Source organism: Paenibacillus sp. EKM211P, assembly GCF_011066175.1.
Taxonomy (GTDB): Bacteria; Bacillota; Bacilli; order Paenibacillales; family Paenibacillaceae; genus Paenibacillus; species Paenibacillus polymyxa.
Genome location: NZ_JAAMNS010000018.1, coordinates 20,625 through 37,306, shown reverse-complemented (window position 1 = coordinate 37,306; position 16,682 = coordinate 20,625). Strand labels below are relative to the sequence as shown.

Below are 16,682 nucleotides of genomic sequence, written 5' to 3'. Positions count from 1 at the left end.
TTAAGAACGTAAATAAGAACCTTCATGACCACGACAACGTGGCGTGGAGGTTCTTTTATATTTTTCCAATTGTATTCCTACCCCTTTGAATTTAGGCTGATTGTTAGATACAATGAAAGCGTTAACAAAAAGAGAGTGAAACGAATGCTTCTCATGGGGAGGAAATGCGAATGAGTCTTCTGAAGGAGGCTTGGCCTGCTTCGCGGCTCGTCAACGCGCTGGCTGGCGGAGTGCAGGGTTCAGCAAGACAACGGTTAAGGAGCAATTGGACCCAAAGGCTACGGGCAACTGTCGATAAACCGGCATTCGCCGAGCTTTGGAAGGACATCGAACGCATCTGCAATGATGTTCGGGAAGCGCCTTGGCCTGAACTACCATTGTCTCTGTTCCGGCAATTTGCTAATACAGGGGAGCGCAAGCCGTATGAGGATGTATACTTCGAACGGCGCGGACGACTAGTTGCTATCGTGCTGGCAGCTGTTGCCGATCCGGTGCCTCGGAAGATGAAAGAGGTGGAAAGCGGACTGCTGGACATATGCAGCGAGTACACTTGGGCGCTTCCTGCACATGTCAACGAAGAGGACACTGTAACACCGCCTTGGCAGCAGGTGGATTTATTCGCGTCCGAAACAGCGCAAATGCTGGTTGAAATTTTATTGCTGCTTGGAGAAAAGCTGGCTGATCACGTAGTCGTTCAGGTGCACAAAGAGGTTGAGCGCCGTGTACTGGAACCTGTTTTTTGGCAGCCTCATCATTATGATTGGGAAACGGCAGAGCATAACTGGTCGGCAGTATGCGCTTCGGGTTGCGGAATTGCTGCATTGCTGCTGGCAAAAGACGACTTTTCCAAAGCGGTAGCCATCGAGCGTATGCTGGGCGCACTGGATTGTTTTTTGGCAGGCTACAGAGAGGACGGGGGATGTCCCGAAGGCGTAGGTTATTGGGTGTATGGCTTTGGGTACTTTATATATTTTGCCGATATGCTGCGTGAGTTTACCGAGGGAGCTGTGGATATTTTGAACTCGGAAAAGGTAAGGCAAATCGCAGCCTTCGCAGAACGGGTCCATTTGTCGGACGGTATTTTCGCTAATTATTCAGATAGTAGTGAAACTGAACGGTTACCTTCCGGACTCATCTCCTATGTGAATTTTTTGCAAGGACGTCCATCTACACTCCCTTTTCGCGTACCTGGTTTGTTGGAAGATCCGTGTCGCCGCTGGGCTCATGTATTGCGTAACCTAGTCTGGACGAACCCCTTGGTGTATGGATGCGGAGAAGCCGTAATCGATTATTTGCCGCAACTCGGCTGGTTGATGTGCCGTAGCCTCAGATCTAGTCATCATGGATCTGGGGGGCAGCAGGATCATTCAGATGCCGTACTTGCTTTTTCAGCCAAGGGTGGGCATAACAATGAGCCGCACAATCATAATGATCTTGGACATTTCATCCTTCATGGCGGCGGCGAAAATCTACTCTGTGATCTGGGAGCAGGCTTGTACACGAAAGCCTATTTTTCGCCCGGACGGGAGTCGATTATCAATATTTCCTCCAGCGGCCATTCCGTGCCTATCATCAATGGGACCGCGCAGCAATCCGGAGCAAAGGCAAGGGCGGTTGTGCTGGATGTTGCTATGGATGAGCAGGAGGGAGCACAGACAGTCACAAGCTTTAAGCTCGACTTGACATCTGCTTATGCTGTTGATGAAATGGCAGTTTTCACCCGTTCCTTTGCCTGGAGTGTACTGGAGGGAAACGAGGGAGCAAGGCTTACTGTCACAGATCATTTTGAGTTTGAAACGTCTGGTATGAACGTGAAGCCGTGGGATGTGGAGGAGCTTTTGATCAGCCGTATTCAGCCTAATACAGGAGCAGGCTTCGTGGAATGGAAGGGAACGAATGCAGTGGCTAGGCTAAATTATGATGCTGGCGCGCTGAGGCAGAGGCTGGAGGCCGTGAAGCATATAGATCATGACGGAGTGCCCTTTGTATTTTATAAGACATCACTGCAACTGGATTCCAATCGCTGGAACGGCTCAGCAAGTGTCGATTGCAATCTATTTTTTACCATACATCAATCTTCATGTTGAATGGGAGGCATACAGAATGAATAAGCTTCAAACAGGCAGCGTATACCCTTGGCAGACGGAACTGGAGAGATTTATACAACAGGTGGAAAGCGCACCAAACCGAGAAAATGATGGATGGACACACGAGCGTAAGCTGGCTGTGCTGGAAAAGCTGGTTCGTGCATATGCCTTGTATCAAGATGAAAACGGAGCTATCATTGACCCTCATTCTGAAAGTGAACGGTATTACTCCACTCCATCCTATGCGTTGGCTGCGGCTGTGCTGGTCAAAGAAGGCCGGCATGATTTACTCGAATCTGCTGCTGCGGCCTTGACGCATAGCATAGCCTGTGTAGTGGACGAAAAAGCGCCGGATCATCACCCGGACTTTTTTCCAATTATGATGATGGGGGCGTATCGTATCCTTAAAAATCTGCTGCCAGAGCAAGCCACGGCTTGGAAGCAGCAGTTGAGCAGGATTCAACCTGAGCAGACTTACATTTTTACGATGAGCAAAATGAAAAATCCAAACCGGATGATCAACTGGAACGCGATCATGATTTCCGGCGAGTTTTTGCGTGCCACTGAAGGGATTGCAGCCGATTCTGAGTGGATGGAGACGTATATCCGCAACTACCATTTACCTCGCTTTACCGGTTTGGGGCTGTATCAAGATGGTCCGCTGGATCGGCCCAATAGCCCATTCGCCTACGATATTGTCACACGGTTTCATCTGGGCGTGATGCTGGAGAGCGGATATAATGGCGGCTGTGCTCTCGAAGTGCGTGACTACCTTCGCAGAGGAGCACTTAGCTCATTGCTGACTTTATCCCCACATGGGGAAATTCCTCCGCGTGGAAGAAGCGCGCAGCACCAATGGAACGAAGCTGCAGCGGCCTTTGTTTTTACAACACATGCTCAGCAGGCGTATACAGCAGGCGAGCATGGGCTTGCAGGTGCATTTCGGCGGGCAGCAGATCTATGCTGGCAATCCATTAGTCGGTGGCAGACCGATGATGGCAAGCTGCATATCGTTCGCAACCATTATTCGTCTGAGGCACGCCATGGCTTTGAGGTGTACTCGAATCATACCTGCTACAGTCTGTGGACGGCAGCGGTGCTGGCCCATACCCTCCTACATGGGAAGGAGATTGATCGTATTCCTCCGACCTCTATCCCGGCGGAGATCGGCAGTCGGGTGTTGGCAACGGACGGCTGGTTTCAGACCGTCATTGCAGCTGTAGTCGGGCAGCAAATGCTTGTTCAGACCTCAATCAACGATCCGTACAATATTCCGGGCATCGTACGTATTCAACGTTCTGCGCTGCCGTCTCTGATCGGCCCATCCTCAGCAGGACACGCAGATCGCGGCTTTACGGGTTTCGCGGAGGGAGATATTTTCCCGCTGAGCTATACACCAGCCTGGCAAACCGAAGACGGAAAATGGCACAGCTTGTCAGAAGGAATCCCCGGTACATTGGAATTCGATCGTGATGGAGGGATTGATCCGCAGGATGGCGGAGGAAACGTACAGATGGAGCGCAGCTCAGCGTCTGATGGAGAGACAGATTTCACTCTGCTGTGGGAAGGTCCATTCCCGGGGGTGAGGGAAATCCGAACGCATTATCGTCAGGTGCCCGGCAAAATTGAAGTGTCGTATGAGCTTCAGGGCAATATTCAGAATGTGGGGGCACTTATTCCATTGATGGCGTATGACGGTCGGGAACGAAGTGTGATTCATCATGTGATGGCAGCCGGGGAGGAAACTGAAAGCATTCGCGTAGAATATGCGGGCGCAAGCCTTGAAGTTATCCCCACGACGGAAGGAACAAACGTCGTATGGCCGGATGAATTGACTGCCGTAGCCTGCCGAAATGGTTTACTTAAGGGAGCGCGTCTAGAGTGTGGCGGCAGTCGCATTTCCTTTATCATTCGGTTACCTGAATAGATAGTTCGGGAGCCATAGTTATCTTCAATCATGTGGAAAGGGAGAGGGAAAAAAGAATGATAAAATCAGAAGCGTGGCTGGAGCAATCGTGGGAGCTGGCATTGGATAAAACGCTTGCCTTGGCGGCAAGACTGGGGGACGCCTTTCCACATGTTGCAGAGGGTGGACGTTATGATAATCGTGAGGAAGCGTGGTGGACAGCAGGCTTTTATCCGGGACTGCTATGGCTGGCCCATCGGGCACGTCCTGATTGGGAGTCTGCCAAAATTGCACAACGGTGTGAGGCACGGTTGGAAAAAATACTCTATAATAGCGAAGCTGTAGACCATGATCTCGGTTTTATTTGGCTGCTCAGCGGTGTTGCCGCCCATCGGTTGACTGGAGATTCAGAGTCCAGAAGACGGGGGTTATTGGCTGCTAATTTGCTAGCTGCCCGTTTTAACGTAAATGGCCGCTTTATTCGCGCGTGGAACTTCCACTCGAAGGATATGGATACAAGGGGTGTTGCGATTATAGACAGTATGATGAATTTACCCTTGCTCTATTGGGCCTCGGAGGAAAGTGGAGATCCACGCTTTGCGGCTCTCGCTGTCCAGCATGCAGATACCGTGGCACGTGAGTTCGTTCGTTCGGACGGCTCCATTGCGCATGTGGTTGAGTTCGATCCGGAGATTGGAAAAAAGGTCGCTGAGCATGGCGGACAGGGATTTGCTCCCGGTTCCGCCTGGGCACGTGGCACGTCTTGGGCTTTGTACGGTTTTACGCTTTCGTATGGATACACACTCGATTCGCGTTATTTAAAGGTGGCCGAGAACACGGCTGACTTTTTCCTGTCCCAGTTGGGCGATGCTTGCCTGCCTGTATGGGACTTTAGAGCAGAAGAAGGACACCGCGAAGCATGGGATTCGTCAGCTGCGGCCATTGCAGCTAGCGGTTTGCTGGAACTAGCAAAATATTCGGCACGTGCAGAGCATTTTACAGAAGCTGCAGAATCTATCCTAGAGGGCTTGCATCATACGTGTACAGCGTGGGGCGAAGAACATGAGGGATTGCTGATGAACGGAACCGTACATTATCCTGAGCAAAAACACATCAATGTGCCCATCATCTACGGCGATTATTTCTTTGTCGAAGCATTGGCAAAGCTGCGTGGTGAGGAAGGTTTGTTTAGTGTTGAACGGCGAAAAGTATAGTGAGTAAGATAGACAGGAACAAGCTCATTCGAGCTGAGCTGTTGCTTGTCACATCCACGGAATAAATAGTGAGGCAGCGTGTGTGTAATCTCGTTTACATATACGCTGTTTTTTTTGTGCGGAAAAAAGGATTTTATTTAATTCGATGCCAAAGTACTACGTGTAGGTGGATAAGAGACTGTAGCAGCGCTTATTTCGTGCCTAATTAGAGTGAAATCACGGTATATAAGCTCTTAAATCCTATAAAAATGTTCATTTTAATGCATGGAAATAGGTCTTTTCACTTGTTTATGAGTGTTTATTCGTAAATTGACAATTCAGGGAGGTGACCGTATGATATCTCCTTGGGTAAAGGAATAAAATGGATTTTAACAAATGCAAAGGAGTTATACATCATTATGACAGTAACAAGTGAGAGGGTAAGAAAGATTTACGGAGGATTTTGGGTGAGAACGGCAGCGTTTGTGATTGATCTGATCATCCTTACTGCCATAATCCTTTCAATAGGGGGAGCAATTTACATCATCCCAGATATTTTGGGTATAAAGGAGACGGTGTTCATACAAGTACTGCTTATGTGGTGGCCGCTAATCTTTTGGCTCATGGTGCCATGGCTGTACTGTGTATTATGGGAGTCGTCGAAGGTAAGAGCAACACCAGGTAAGCTTGTGTTCTCCTTAGTTGTTGTAGATAAGGAAGGAAAGCGTCTTGGATTCTTACATGCCTCAGGGCGCTACTGGATTAAAGCCATTTCTTTTGTGATTTTACGTCTTATTTACATTGTGGTCGCTTTTACTGCGAAAAAACAGGGAGTCCACGATCTTTGTGCCAGCACCTTAGTTGTAAATAAAAAAGAGTTGCTGCGACATGAGCAGCAATCGACCTTGCCTCCAGTAGCTTCTCATATGATGAATTAAGGAAATCGCCGTAGCAGAAGATGGGACTATTATGTAGTATAAGGTGAATGATAATGATTATCATTTTCTATGAAAATACATAGCTTGGAGGATACATTATATGCAACATCTAAAAATATCGCCTCGACTCCCTGTGTTGATGAGTGTAATGCTCATTATAGCCATTGTACTTTCAGCTTGTAGCTCACAAGAAAATGGTGCTCAAACTTCCCTTACGGCAGGACAGGCTACAAACAGCACGGATCAAAAGGAAATGGCATCTACAACGCCGACCACCCGGGAATATACAGACTTTCAAAAACGTAAAGTCGCGATTCCGGTAAATCCGCAGAAAATTGTTTATGTAGGCAGTGATCCAGGGGATTTGCTTGCCTTGGGTGTACGTCCAGCAGGTGCAAGTCTGAGTGTCATTCAGTCACAAATAGTGTACGCAGACCTTACCAAGGATATTATCGATATAGGCTCCCCGGTGAATCTGGAAAAGCTGACGATGCTGAAACCGGACCTTATTCTTTTCGATAATTGGGATGTAAAGACGATTGACACGTTAGCTAAAATTGCATCTACCGTGGTTCTTAATTCCGAATTGGCAACTTTTGAACGTATGCAGGAGCTAGGTAAACTTCTTGGGAAAACTAAAGAGGCAGATCGGTTTAAAACCTTATATGACGAGAAGGCCAAACAAATGAAGGCCAAGCTGGATGTTGACATTAAGCCGGGAGAGACAGCAACAGTGCTGTTAGTTATGGGGGATAACCTGTATGTTATGGGACATCAGGGTATATCCGTGTCGTTGTATGATATGCTCGGTTTTATACCAGCTCACAAGGTACAGACAGACTTGATTGATAAAAAAGAGCGCTTTGCTACCATTTCTAGCGAGGTACTTCCTTCATTTATCGGGGATGAACTCTTTATTCTGTCGGATCAGAGTGAAGAAACAATTGCAACGACCAGAAACCTGATGAATAGTGAAGTGTGGAAAACGATTCCTGCCGTTCAGAATAAACGGGTATATACGCTTGACAGTTCGTGGAATTTTGATGATGCCATTACGAGAGAACGATTGCTGGAACAAATTCCAGATTTGATGAAGCAAAAGTAAACAAGGAACCAGCCAGTGCCTGAAAGCATTTGCTGGTTTCTTTGTTTTTTCATTATGGCAGTGTAACGTCCTCACAAACAAACCCCTCGACGTCCTATCTTTTATAGAATTTCATGAAAAATAAAAAATGTAAGTTATTCTTACAGTTTACATGTTCTTTTTAGCTTGTTTTGCGTTATAATGAAAGGATGCACATTATGAACGAATTGGAGGCACAGCCCGATTGACTACTTACCCTTTTGCCTTTGATCCGTCCAAGCCGTTTATTGAGCAGGCAAGTGACTGGATTGCAGATGTATTTTACGAAGTTTTGCCTGAAGTCGGCTTTGAGGTTCGGGATGAACAAATTTATATGGCATTCCAACTGGAACGTGCCTATAAGGAAAAAAAGACCATTTTTGCAGAAGCAGGTGTAGGCACTGGCAAAACGCTGGTATACCTGCTGTACGCTATTGCATATGCCAGATACATGAGAAAACCAGCGATTATCGCCTGTGCGGATGAATCATTGATTGAACAACTGGTGAAGCCAGAAGGAGATATCGCCAAGCTGGCACGGCACTTAAGCTTGACGATTGATGCTCGATTGGGGAAGTCACCGGATCAATATATTTGCCTGAACAAGCTGGATGAGGGGCGAAGCGGACTGGATGAGGACGCAGATGTTTTCCGCGATATTTATCAGGGTCTGCCTGATTTTGTTCATTTTCCAGATACGTTACAGTCCTTCACTCCATACGGGAACCGGAAAGAGTATCCCGAGCTAACAGATGGACAGTGGAGCAGACTGGGATGGGATGTATTTCAAGACTGTCTCGTTTGTCATCAGCGCCATCGTTGCGGACAGACGTTGTCTCGTGATCATTACCGCAAAGCGGCAGATCTGGTCATCTGCTCTCACGACTTTTACATGGAGCATGTATGGACCTACGAAGCGAGAAAGCGCGAGGGTCAGCTGCCGTTGTTGCCAGAGCACAGCTCTGTTGTTTTTGATGAAGGGCATTTGCTGGAGACAGCAGCACAAAATGCGCTTACTTACAAGCTTAAGCACACTCAATTTGAGTCTATTATTACCCGACTGCTAGAGGGGGAAGTGCGGGAATCTCTGGCTATGACGATCGAAGATGCAATCTCCCAAAGCGAGGCATTGTTCGCCGCGCTCAATAAGAACAGTCAGCCAGTACAGGGGTCTAATCGCAAGGAGTTTATCCTGAATGAATCGTTGATTCGGGAGGTGAACCGTTTTGGTGAACTGATCGGCACGATCGAGGAAGAGCTTGTGTTTGAAAGCGGGTTATTCTCTCTGGATGAGTATCAAGTCAAAATTGTAGAAGAACATTTGGAAATGATTCAAACTGCTTTGGCTTTGTTTAAGCGTCCTGAACTTCTCATCTCGTGGGTGACGGAGGACCAGGATGGATTAACGCTTGTGGTTATGCCGAAGATGGTAAAAGAGATTCTCAAAGAACGAGTATTTGCGCAGCATATTCCAATCGTATTCTCTTCGGCTACACTTTCCGTGGAGGGTTCATTTGACTATATGGCGCAGAGTCTGGGTATTGAAAACCCGTTAACGTTTTCCGTCGCTTCACCTTATGACTACAGTGATCAGATGCAAGCGGCATTGTACCCGTTGCAAGCGGGACATAATCCAATCCAGAGAGCGCTGACGCTACTGAAGAAATCGCAGGGAAGAGCGCTTATCCTGTTTCCTTCTCAGGAGGAACTGACTGCCTTCCAAAGGGGACTCGCTGCTTACCCAGAGGCATCTGCCTATCGTTTTCTGTATGAAGGTTCGGCTGAAATCAGCCATCTGATCTCCGCTTTTCAGAATGATGTGGAGAGTGTGTTGTGCGCTGTTACATTATGGGAAGGATTGGACATCCCTGGACCATCCCTGTCACATGTTATCATCTGGTCGCTGCCATTTCCTCCGAACGATCCGGTTTTTACGGCTTTGCGCAAGGATGCAGCAGATCCGTTCAATGAGATAGATATGCCTCACATGGCACTTAGGCTCCGACAGGGCATAGGGCGTTTAATCCGCTCGCGTAATGATCAGGGCTGGATCTCGATCATGGGTCACGATTTGAATCGTCCAGAAGTACGCACACAAGTTGAACAACTACTGCCTGCGGGCGTAGAATGCACCGTAATTGAAGGAAAACCGGAGGGAATAAAAACATGTTGAATTTTACAGCATATACAGTAGATCAAATTAAAGATGCTTTTGGTATTTTGAGTGGACAGCGTTATGAATTTATCATTGAGATAGAGGTAGAGGAAGACGACGAGCTATACACTGAAAACGGAATATATATCCGTGCTCTTTATTTAGTAGACGAAGGAAAGACAGGACTGCTGAAGTATGAATTATTTGAAAAAGCAACGGATCGTTACATCGAGCTTGAACTTGAAGAGGATGAGCTGCAAGCAGTTGAAAACTTCTGTAAAGAACATGTACAGGATGGAGCAGTAAATTAACAGTATGGGCACATAGCTAGCACAGCTATATATTGCAACCTATAATGAGGACATCAAGGAGCCTTGGCAATGACCAGGCTCCTTTTTTCTATGACCAGTGAAGTGAACCTATGTGCTCTAACGCAGTCTGTCCCACATATTCACCATAAATAGCATAATACCCGCTGCCAGTAAGACCCATCCTATGACGCTCCACACTCCAGCCTCTACAATCGCGTAATTTTTACCTATAATCGCCAATATCAACACTGGCAGACTGATGTTATGTATCCAAAAATGGATACGTGCCAAAATCGTAACTGAAAGTGCAGGAAAGGCCACATAGATTAGACCTATGATCCCAAGAGTCGTCCAACCCAGTAAATGGATATGAGACTGAATAGGGGACAGGCTATAATCACCCGACACGCCAATGATTGCACTGAGCAGCGCACCGAGGGCAAAATATACGGCAGCTATCTTTAAGCATTGCTTACCCATAGATAGCATCCTCCTATGTTAGAAAAGGGAATTTTGAGAGATTATTCTCCATCATATCGAGGCAGGATATCAAGGGTGTGGGTGTTGTGACTGGTCCATTTGACAAAAGCTTCAAATACACATAAAATCTTATTGCATCAATACTTACCGCATTACTATGTTTTTGGAGAAGACAGCGAATTTCTCCGACAATGGGCGCTAATTTTTGACCGTTGGTTTATTTTGGATTCGCCATTAAAAGGAGCTTGAAATTATGAATGTATATCGCAATACCCTTGAACTCATCGGGCGCACGCCATTAGTGGAGCTGAATAGCTATTCTCTACCCAGAGGAATTCGCCTGTTCGCCAAGCTGGAGTTTATGAATCCCGGCGGCAGCGTGAAGGACCGGGTGGGAAAGGCTCTAATTGAAAAAGCGTTAAAGACAGGCCAGTTGAAGCCGGGCGGGACTTTAATAGAAGCAACAGCAGGCAATGCAGGTATTGGTCTTGCGATGGCCGCGCTTCATTATGATATCTCGGTTATTTTTGCTGTGCCAGAGAAGTTCAGCCAGGAGAAGCAGGACCTGATGAAGGCATTGGGAGCACGCATCGTTCATACCCCGACAAGTGAGGGGATGAAGGGAGCCATTGAAAAAACAAAGCAATTGGCTGCTGAAATCAAAGACGCATACTTGCCACAGCAATTTAGCAATCCTGATAATCCAGAGGCTTATTATACGACAATGGGACCTGAAATTTGGAACGATCTGGACGGAAAAGTGGACGTATTTGTGGCAGGAGCAGGCTCTGGGGGCACATTTATGGGAACCTCGCGTTATCTTAAGGAGCAGAATGCAGCCATTAAAACGGTCATCGTAGAGCCTGAAGGGTCCATTCTGAATGGTGGCGAGTCAGGCCCTCATAAAACAGAAGGGATCGGCATGGAATTAATCCCTGAGTTTGTGGACAAAGGCTTTTTTAATGCCATTCATACCATTAGCGATGTGGACGCATTCAACCGCGTCAAGGAACTGGCGGAACGTGAGGGTATTCTCGTCGGCAGTTCCTCCGGTTCAGCCCTGCACGCTGCTTTACTGGAAGCAGAGAGCGCACCGGATGGTGCACATATTGTCACCATTTTCCCAGATAGCAGTGAACGTTATCTGAGCAAAAAAATATATGAAGGCGGGATTTAAAATGAGACGCAAAACAAAACTGATTCACGGTGGACTCCCTACCGATCCTCATACTGGTGCGGTTAACGTTCCTATTTATCAGGTAAGTACTTATGAGCAAGAGGAAATCGGCGTTCATAAGGGATACGAATATTCGCGTACAGGCAACCCGACTCGGTTTGCACTGGAAGAGCTGATCAAGGAACTGGAGGAAGGCAAACGTGGTTTTGCTTTCGGTTCCGGTATGGCAGCGATTCATGCAGTATTTTCCTTGTTTAAAGCAGGGGATCATATTTTGTTAACCGATGATGTATACGGGGGCACTTATCGTATTGTAAGCAAGGTGCTTAGTCGGATCGGGATTGAGTCCACATTTGTGGATACAACTGATCTGGAGGCTATTTCCCAAGCAATTCGTCCTAATACGAAGGCATTGTATGTCGAAACACCAACCAACCCGCTGTTGAAAGTTACTGATATTCGCGCAGTTTCAGAGCTGGTGAAAAAGCATGAGCTTTTATTGATTGTGGACAATACATTTGCTACCCCTTACTGGCAGACGCCAATTACACTCGGGGCTGATATCGTCGTTCACTCGGCAACCAAATATTTGGGTGGACACAGCGATGTTGTAGCCGGTTTGGCTGTAGTCAACAGTGAAGAGCTGGGCGAGCAGCTTCATTTTCTGCAAAACGCCATTGGCGGTATTCTCGGCCCGCAGGATTCCTGGTTATTGATCCGCGGTATCAAAACCTTGGGTCTGCGTATGGAAGCAATCGAGAAAAATGCAAAGGAAATTGCAGCCTTTTTGGAAAAGCATCCGAAGGTTAGTAAGGTGTACTACCCTGGGTTGGAAAGCCATGCACAGCACGAGCTGTCCAAAACTCAAGCTGAAGGCTTTGGCGGCATCATTTCGTTTGATGTAGGTAGCGATGCCAACGCGGTTGCCCTCCTGAAAAAAGTGCAGTATTTTACACTGGCTGAGAGCCTGGGAGCGGTTGAAAGTCTGATTAGCGTTCCGGCACGTATGACGCATGCCTCCATTCCCGCAGAACGTCGCGCAGAGCTAGGTATTACCGAGGGCTTGGTACGGATTTCGGTTGGGATTGAAGATCTGGAGGATTTGATCGAAGACTTGCAATCAGCATTGTAAGAAAATAAGCATAATGATCCAGAGAGGTGGCAGAAGCTGCCTCTTTTTTGTTGTGAGAATAGCTTCTTTTTTGGAAAGCACAAAGGAGTACATAGAGGTGGCAACGAATAGTTTTATATAGTTCATTTGAAGGTTAAACCGAATATAACGCGGCTACGTCTCTGAGGAAACAAAAACCTGGAGGGGGAATGTTATGAGGTTCACACATCTGGAAAAGGCAACTACTGTGCTGTTGGATCATCCGGTACGTCTGGCGTCTGCTTATGCAGTCGGTCCAGTCGAGCTTCCGGAAAATTGTGGTGTGGGCAGGGAATGGTCTAGTCATTTTACGCATGAGGAATGGAATTTGGAAAAGGCTTGTAGTGAAGATGGAATCGAGCTTTCAGCAGGGGGAAGGGCAGCATGCCGATTATTGACCGAGCTTGATCCCCGGACCTCTGAACTGAATCTAGGTGTTTTTCCGCCTTTGGCTGAACAAGAAAGACTTTTGCTGGTTTCAAATCTACGTTGTATGACAGCACAGGAAGTGATTTTCAGACCGTTTGAAGGAACTGGACAAATTTGGATAGATGGAACATTGGTATATGCAGAATCTGGTCCCTTTCGCTTATATCTGGAGGAAGGTGACCACACGGTCGTTATCATTGCTGCGTTTATTCCTGATGAGGCTCGTTCTATTCGTATCAGTGGAAATCAGGTATGCGATGAACCAGATGTGATAGAACTGCATCGTGAATTCGTAGAGCGTAATATACGTAATCATATGGCTTGGTTAGAAGTTGAGCAAAGTGCTGGCAGGGAAGGAGAAAACAGCCCGATCCTATTTTACTTGCTGCGTAAGGATCGGATACTTCTTCCCTCAGATCAAACGTTATGGGTCGAGGTAACGAATGATGAAGGTATGAAGCTGGATCGGTTTACAGCCCATTGGGAGCAGGAGCAAAGCTACGCTTGGGATGAGGAGAAGGCCAGGGAGACGGGAATGCTGCACTTCACCGTTACATATCGGGATCATGAGGCCGTAGAACATCATTTTGTGTATTCGGTACTTGTGCGGCCTTTGTCAGTCGTCGTGGAGTGCTTACAGGAAGAGTATGATCATTTCATTCAAGTCTGCGCTAAAGATGTTCTTCATTCTGCGCAGAAAATACAAATAGAGGGCCTGCTTGAGGAATTAAAAAGATTAACGGATTTGCCGGAAGATCCTTTTGAAATCTGGGATTCACGGGTGGTGCGTGAATATATCAAGCTATTAAAACAAATTTTTATGCATGGACATACCGAACAGTCACAGCACCCATCGGTGCTCCAGAAAGAACATATTTTTTTGACGGCTGACGGCATTGGCGAAGGTTTTTTTGTCTCCCGTTTGGACAATAGTTTACAACGGTATACAATCCAGCTTCCCAGCAACTACACGGCTGAGCGACGGTATCCTCTGATCGTTCTAATACCTGGCAAGCGATATGAGCTGGGGCTACCAGATTTTCAGAATAGAGGTTTTGGGCAGGGCTGGGAAGACGAAGCTATATTTGTTACTTTTTCGTGTCGTGGCGTTACGCTGGGCAGTTATATTGGAGAAGCAGCTTTTTTGGAGGGACTAGATGTCATCCTGCAAGCGTACCGAGTGGACGAAGAACGTATCTATCTGACGGGTTACTCGAATGGCGCATATGCTGCCTGGGCGATGGCACAGGCTTATCCTTCTCGGTTTGCAGCTATTGCAGTAATCTCAGGGGCGCCACATCCCAAGCATCTGAAAAATTTGATCAATATGCCAATATTAGATGTATGTGGTGACCAGGATTATTTATTTGCCCAAGCATACACAGCTCCTGTAACAGAGCTTTCATCGAACCATTTTAAAGGTGTGATAGAGCGACAGTCTAATCATTGGGATACGCATGAGTTAAGACTTTTGGACGGCATACTGGGTTGGCTTATGCAATGGAAAAGAGATGTCGTCCCTCAGCGTATTGCCTATCGGACGGAACGGGGCAGACATAATCGGGCTTACTGGCTGGAACTGACGCGCATGGATGAAAACGAGGAATATGCGGAGTTGTATGGCGAAATGAGCTCCACTGGTGAATTGGATATTGAGGCTGTTCACGCAGAAGAATTTGTGATTCATCTCTCGCAAGAGGACATGTCCTTGGAACTCGCTCAGGTTCGTATTGGAGCCCGCATTTTCATGTTGGATTTACGAGAATACAGCCGCTTTCGCTTTGTTAAAACACACTCGCACAAACGCCCCTCACCCGAATACCGTTTGATTGCTGAACGGGAGGGAGGGAGCAGTGAAGACTCCACCAAAAATGCGGATTCAGCTAAGAGTATTGCGGGTTTGCAAAGCGTGGGAAGAAATGGTGCTAGTCACGGTATGGGTGTACTTGACGTTTATATGGATCGACTTCACATTGTCCTTCCATCCAGCTATGCTACACCGGAGGAGGAGCAGGCGGTGAGACGGACGGCGAACGCCTTGGCTAGCCCGCGGACAGCGACCTGGAATCCGTACATTGGTGTTCATTATCCCGTGGTGTCTTCTAATAATATTTCAGAGAAAGAGCTAGCAGAAAGCAACGTGATTTGTATCACTTCGGACTTGTCCAGACATGAGTTGCTTCAGAAGTATCAAGCGCATCTTCAAATTGCATGTACCGAGGACGGGTATACATGGGGTGACGATTTTACGACAGGCGAGTACTGTTTGTCATATATTCAGCCTAGCCCATGGTCAGCAACCCAGCAGATGCTTGTGGTAGCGACCAATTCACCCCGTCTGCTGGGTAAAAACCTTTTTATGCGCAGACTGATTATGCCCGGATATTTTAATGGTCTACACCCGTATTTGAATAAAGAGATTATTGTGTATGATAGCAAGGGAGTACGAGCATTTAACTTTACTTCCATTAGGCATGCGCAGCATAAGCTACAAGGCCAATGAAAGATTCAAGTGTGTTATCATAATCCATATAAAAAAACCGTCTGGAGGCACATTGGCGATCCTGACGGTTTTTTGCTGCTTTATTGCAGTGGTTTGTCATGGTAATGACGTCATATATAAAAGGGCATTATGGCAGCTCAGCTTTTATACTGCTCCATCAGGTACATGATCTTCACTTCATCGGCCAAATCTCCAAAGGGTTCTAACGGATTCTCCTGAATGATATGATATAAACGTTGGATTCGTTCCTTTGGTAGCTTCCGAACATATCTGGAGATGAAAGCGGCATGGGTGACTACGTAGCGTTTTTTACGGACTGCTGCGCTGGCTACGCGAACGAGAATATCTTCGCCCCCGGCCATTTCCAAAATACGACGCTCATAAAAAACCACATATCGGAATGTACGGTCCTTAATCAGCTCACGATTGAGTCTGGCAACCTCTCCAATGTATCTGACCATAAGGGGTTCAAAGCTTTTGATCAGAAGAGGATCGAGCGTTAATTCCATATCTTTGCGGAGAACAAAAGATTGCAGCAAAGCGACCTGCTGGAGCCTTATCCGATCATTGTGAATGAGTACGGCAATCTCGCGTAGCATTTCATAGCAGACACGCTCACTAAGCTGCCGCAGGGCAACTGCGTTCTTATGATTCACGCCCAATCCTTCCTGGATCTGTCCTATACGGCCTCTGAATAGGCGTATAAGCTGCCTACGCTGTTCATAAAGAACAATGCGGTGCTGTAGAAGGACCAAGGGCAGGAGGAGAAACGCACCGACGATACCGCACAGTAGCATTTGCTGTGACGAGTGAGCGAAAAAGATAGAAGCAACCAGCAACGCAATGCCGACAGCAAGGTCTTTATGAAAATAACGTTTGGCTCTGAGTTTAGCATATTGCTCTACAGGAACCAGCGTATCCCGACCACATGCTGTACATTTCTCTTCCCAAAGGGCGGTGAATTGTCCGCAACGCTTGCAGACTCTCAGCTTTTGGAAGGCATGCTCTGTGCGGGTAAAGGGGCGAAATTGCACAGCCTGCTTGGAACTATTCATTGTGCTCACTTCTCCGATTCAGCAGCGCAAGAAGCTCGGTGTCGATTTGTGCAATCGACGGGGCGCGTTTTTTATGTATATAGTAAATTAGTGATTTAATGGCGACAAAAAGAAACATAATCGCCAAACATCCGTATGAGATCATAGTGTACTTCCTCTTTCTGCTTAGATTTTT

At 47.0% G+C, this 16,682-nt stretch carries 13 protein-coding genes; 10 read left to right on the top strand and 3 right to left on the bottom strand.

Translation table 11 applies throughout. The features are described 5' to 3' along the window. The first annotated feature begins 170 nt into the window (after positions 1-170). The 7 genes from G9G57_RS21420 to G9G57_RS21390 all read left to right on the top strand — a co-directional run bounded on the left by G9G57_RS21420 (position 171) and on the right by G9G57_RS21390 (position 9,713). Positions 171-2,087, top strand: a complete 1,917-nt coding sequence (locus tag G9G57_RS21420; RefSeq protein ID WP_164965520.1) for a heparinase II/III domain-containing protein — start codon at positions 171-173, stop codon at positions 2,085-2,087. Positions 2,088-2,103: 16 nt separating this feature from the next. Beyond that, positions 2,104-4,014 carry a glycosyl hydrolase gene (locus tag G9G57_RS21415; protein WP_164965519.1) on the top strand — a complete coding sequence of 637 codons (1,911 nt, stop codon included), beginning with the start codon at positions 2,104-2,106 and terminating at the stop codon, positions 4,012-4,014. A 56-nt stretch (positions 4,015-4,070) separates the two neighbouring features. Next, a complete protein-coding gene (locus G9G57_RS21410) occupies positions 4,071-5,207 on the top strand; it encodes a glycoside hydrolase family 88 protein (RefSeq protein WP_164965518.1) in 1,137 nt (378 codons plus the stop codon). A 398-nt stretch (positions 5,208-5,605) separates the two neighbouring features. Beyond that, entirely contained in the window at positions 5,606-6,124 is a 519-nt protein-coding gene (locus G9G57_RS21405) for an RDD family protein (protein ID WP_164965517.1), read from the top strand. Between the two features lie 100 nt (positions 6,125-6,224). After that, on the top strand, positions 6,225-7,229 hold the full coding sequence (locus G9G57_RS21400) for an ABC transporter substrate-binding protein (protein WP_164965516.1): 1,005 nt from the start codon (positions 6,225-6,227) through the stop codon (positions 7,227-7,229). A gap of 223 nt (positions 7,230-7,452) precedes the next feature. Then, positions 7,453-9,420, top strand: a complete 1,968-nt coding sequence (locus G9G57_RS21395; RefSeq protein WP_025364739.1) for an ATP-dependent DNA helicase — start codon at positions 7,453-7,455, stop codon at positions 9,418-9,420. Further along, positions 9,414-9,713: a DUF6509 family protein gene (locus G9G57_RS21390; RefSeq protein ID WP_019687094.1), complete on the top strand. Its 300-nt coding sequence runs from the start codon at positions 9,414-9,416 to the stop codon at positions 9,711-9,713. The genes G9G57_RS21395 and G9G57_RS21390 overlap by 7 nt, the downstream gene beginning before the upstream one ends. A gap of 117 nt (positions 9,714-9,830) precedes the next feature. Here G9G57_RS21390 and G9G57_RS21385 read toward each other — a convergent pair whose 3' ends face one another. Further along, a complete protein-coding gene (locus tag G9G57_RS21385; protein ID WP_090886962.1) occupies positions 9,831-10,193 on the bottom strand; it encodes a hypothetical protein in 363 nt (120 codons plus the stop codon). A 253-nt stretch (positions 10,194-10,446) separates the two neighbouring features. On the opposite strand from G9G57_RS21385, the gene G9G57_RS21380 reads away from it, so the two are divergent. The 3 genes from G9G57_RS21380 (at position 10,447) to G9G57_RS21370 (ending at position 15,452) form a co-directional block, all read left to right on the top strand. Further along, positions 10,447-11,370 (top strand): PLP-dependent cysteine synthase family protein, encoded by a 924-nt coding sequence (locus tag G9G57_RS21380; protein ID WP_016821132.1) that lies wholly within the window; start codon positions 10,447-10,449, stop codon positions 11,368-11,370. A gap of 1 nt (position 11,371) precedes the next feature. Further along, the gene (locus tag G9G57_RS21375; RefSeq protein WP_016821133.1) at positions 11,372-12,502 is read left to right on the top strand and encodes a bifunctional cystathionine gamma-lyase/homocysteine desulfhydrase; all 1,131 of its coding nucleotides are present in this window, start codon (positions 11,372-11,374) and stop codon (positions 12,500-12,502) included. Positions 12,503-12,695: 193 nt separating this feature from the next. Further along, the gene (locus tag G9G57_RS21370) at positions 12,696-15,452 is read left to right on the top strand and encodes a PHB depolymerase family esterase (RefSeq protein WP_117289442.1); all 2,757 of its coding nucleotides are present in this window, start codon (positions 12,696-12,698) and stop codon (positions 15,450-15,452) included. A gap of 137 nt (positions 15,453-15,589) precedes the next feature. On the opposite strand, the gene G9G57_RS21365 is transcribed toward G9G57_RS21370, so the two are convergent. Beyond that, positions 15,590-16,507 carry a hypothetical protein gene (locus G9G57_RS21365; protein WP_164965515.1) on the bottom strand — a complete coding sequence of 306 codons (918 nt, stop codon included), beginning with the start codon at positions 16,505-16,507 and terminating at the stop codon, positions 15,590-15,592. Next, the gene (locus tag G9G57_RS21360) at positions 16,500-16,652 is read right to left on the bottom strand and encodes a hypothetical protein (protein WP_017428401.1); all 153 of its coding nucleotides are present in this window, start codon (positions 16,650-16,652) and stop codon (positions 16,500-16,502) included. The genes G9G57_RS21365 and G9G57_RS21360 overlap by 8 nt, the downstream gene beginning before the upstream one ends. Between the last annotated feature and the right edge of the window lie 30 nt (positions 16,653-16,682).

Bases quoted from the DNA above. Each gene is read 5' to 3' on its own strand.
- G9G57_RS21415 (WP_164965519.1), top strand. From the start codon at position 2,104: ATGAATAAGCTTCAAACAGGCAGCGTATACCCTTGGCAGACGGAACTG.
- G9G57_RS21360 (WP_017428401.1), bottom strand. From the start codon at position 16,652: ATGATCTCATACGGATGTTTGGCGATTATGTTTCTTTTTGTCGCCATT.
- G9G57_RS21400 (WP_164965516.1), top strand. From the start codon at position 6,225: ATGCAACATCTAAAAATATCGCCTCGACTCCCTGTGTTGATGAGTGTA.
- G9G57_RS21370 (WP_117289442.1), top strand. From the start codon at position 12,696: ATGAGGTTCACACATCTGGAAAAGGCAACTACTGTGCTGTTGGATCAT.
- G9G57_RS21405 (WP_164965517.1), top strand. From the start codon at position 5,606: ATGACAGTAACAAGTGAGAGGGTAAGAAAGATTTACGGAGGATTTTGG.
- G9G57_RS21410 (WP_164965518.1), top strand. From the start codon at position 4,071: ATGATAAAATCAGAAGCGTGGCTGGAGCAATCGTGGGAGCTGGCATTG.
- G9G57_RS21385 (WP_090886962.1), bottom strand. From the start codon at position 10,193: ATGGGTAAGCAATGCTTAAAGATAGCTGCCGTATATTTTGCCCTCGGT.
- G9G57_RS21375 (WP_016821133.1), top strand. From the start codon at position 11,372: ATGAGACGCAAAACAAAACTGATTCACGGTGGACTCCCTACCGATCCT.
- G9G57_RS21365 (WP_164965515.1), bottom strand. From the start codon at position 16,507: ATGAATAGTTCCAAGCAGGCTGTGCAATTTCGCCCCTTTACCCGCACA.
- G9G57_RS21420 (WP_164965520.1), top strand. From the start codon at position 171: ATGAGTCTTCTGAAGGAGGCTTGGCCTGCTTCGCGGCTCGTCAACGCG.
- G9G57_RS21390 (WP_019687094.1), top strand. From the start codon at position 9,414: ATGTTGAATTTTACAGCATATACAGTAGATCAAATTAAAGATGCTTTT.
- G9G57_RS21380 (WP_016821132.1), top strand. From the start codon at position 10,447: ATGAATGTATATCGCAATACCCTTGAACTCATCGGGCGCACGCCATTA.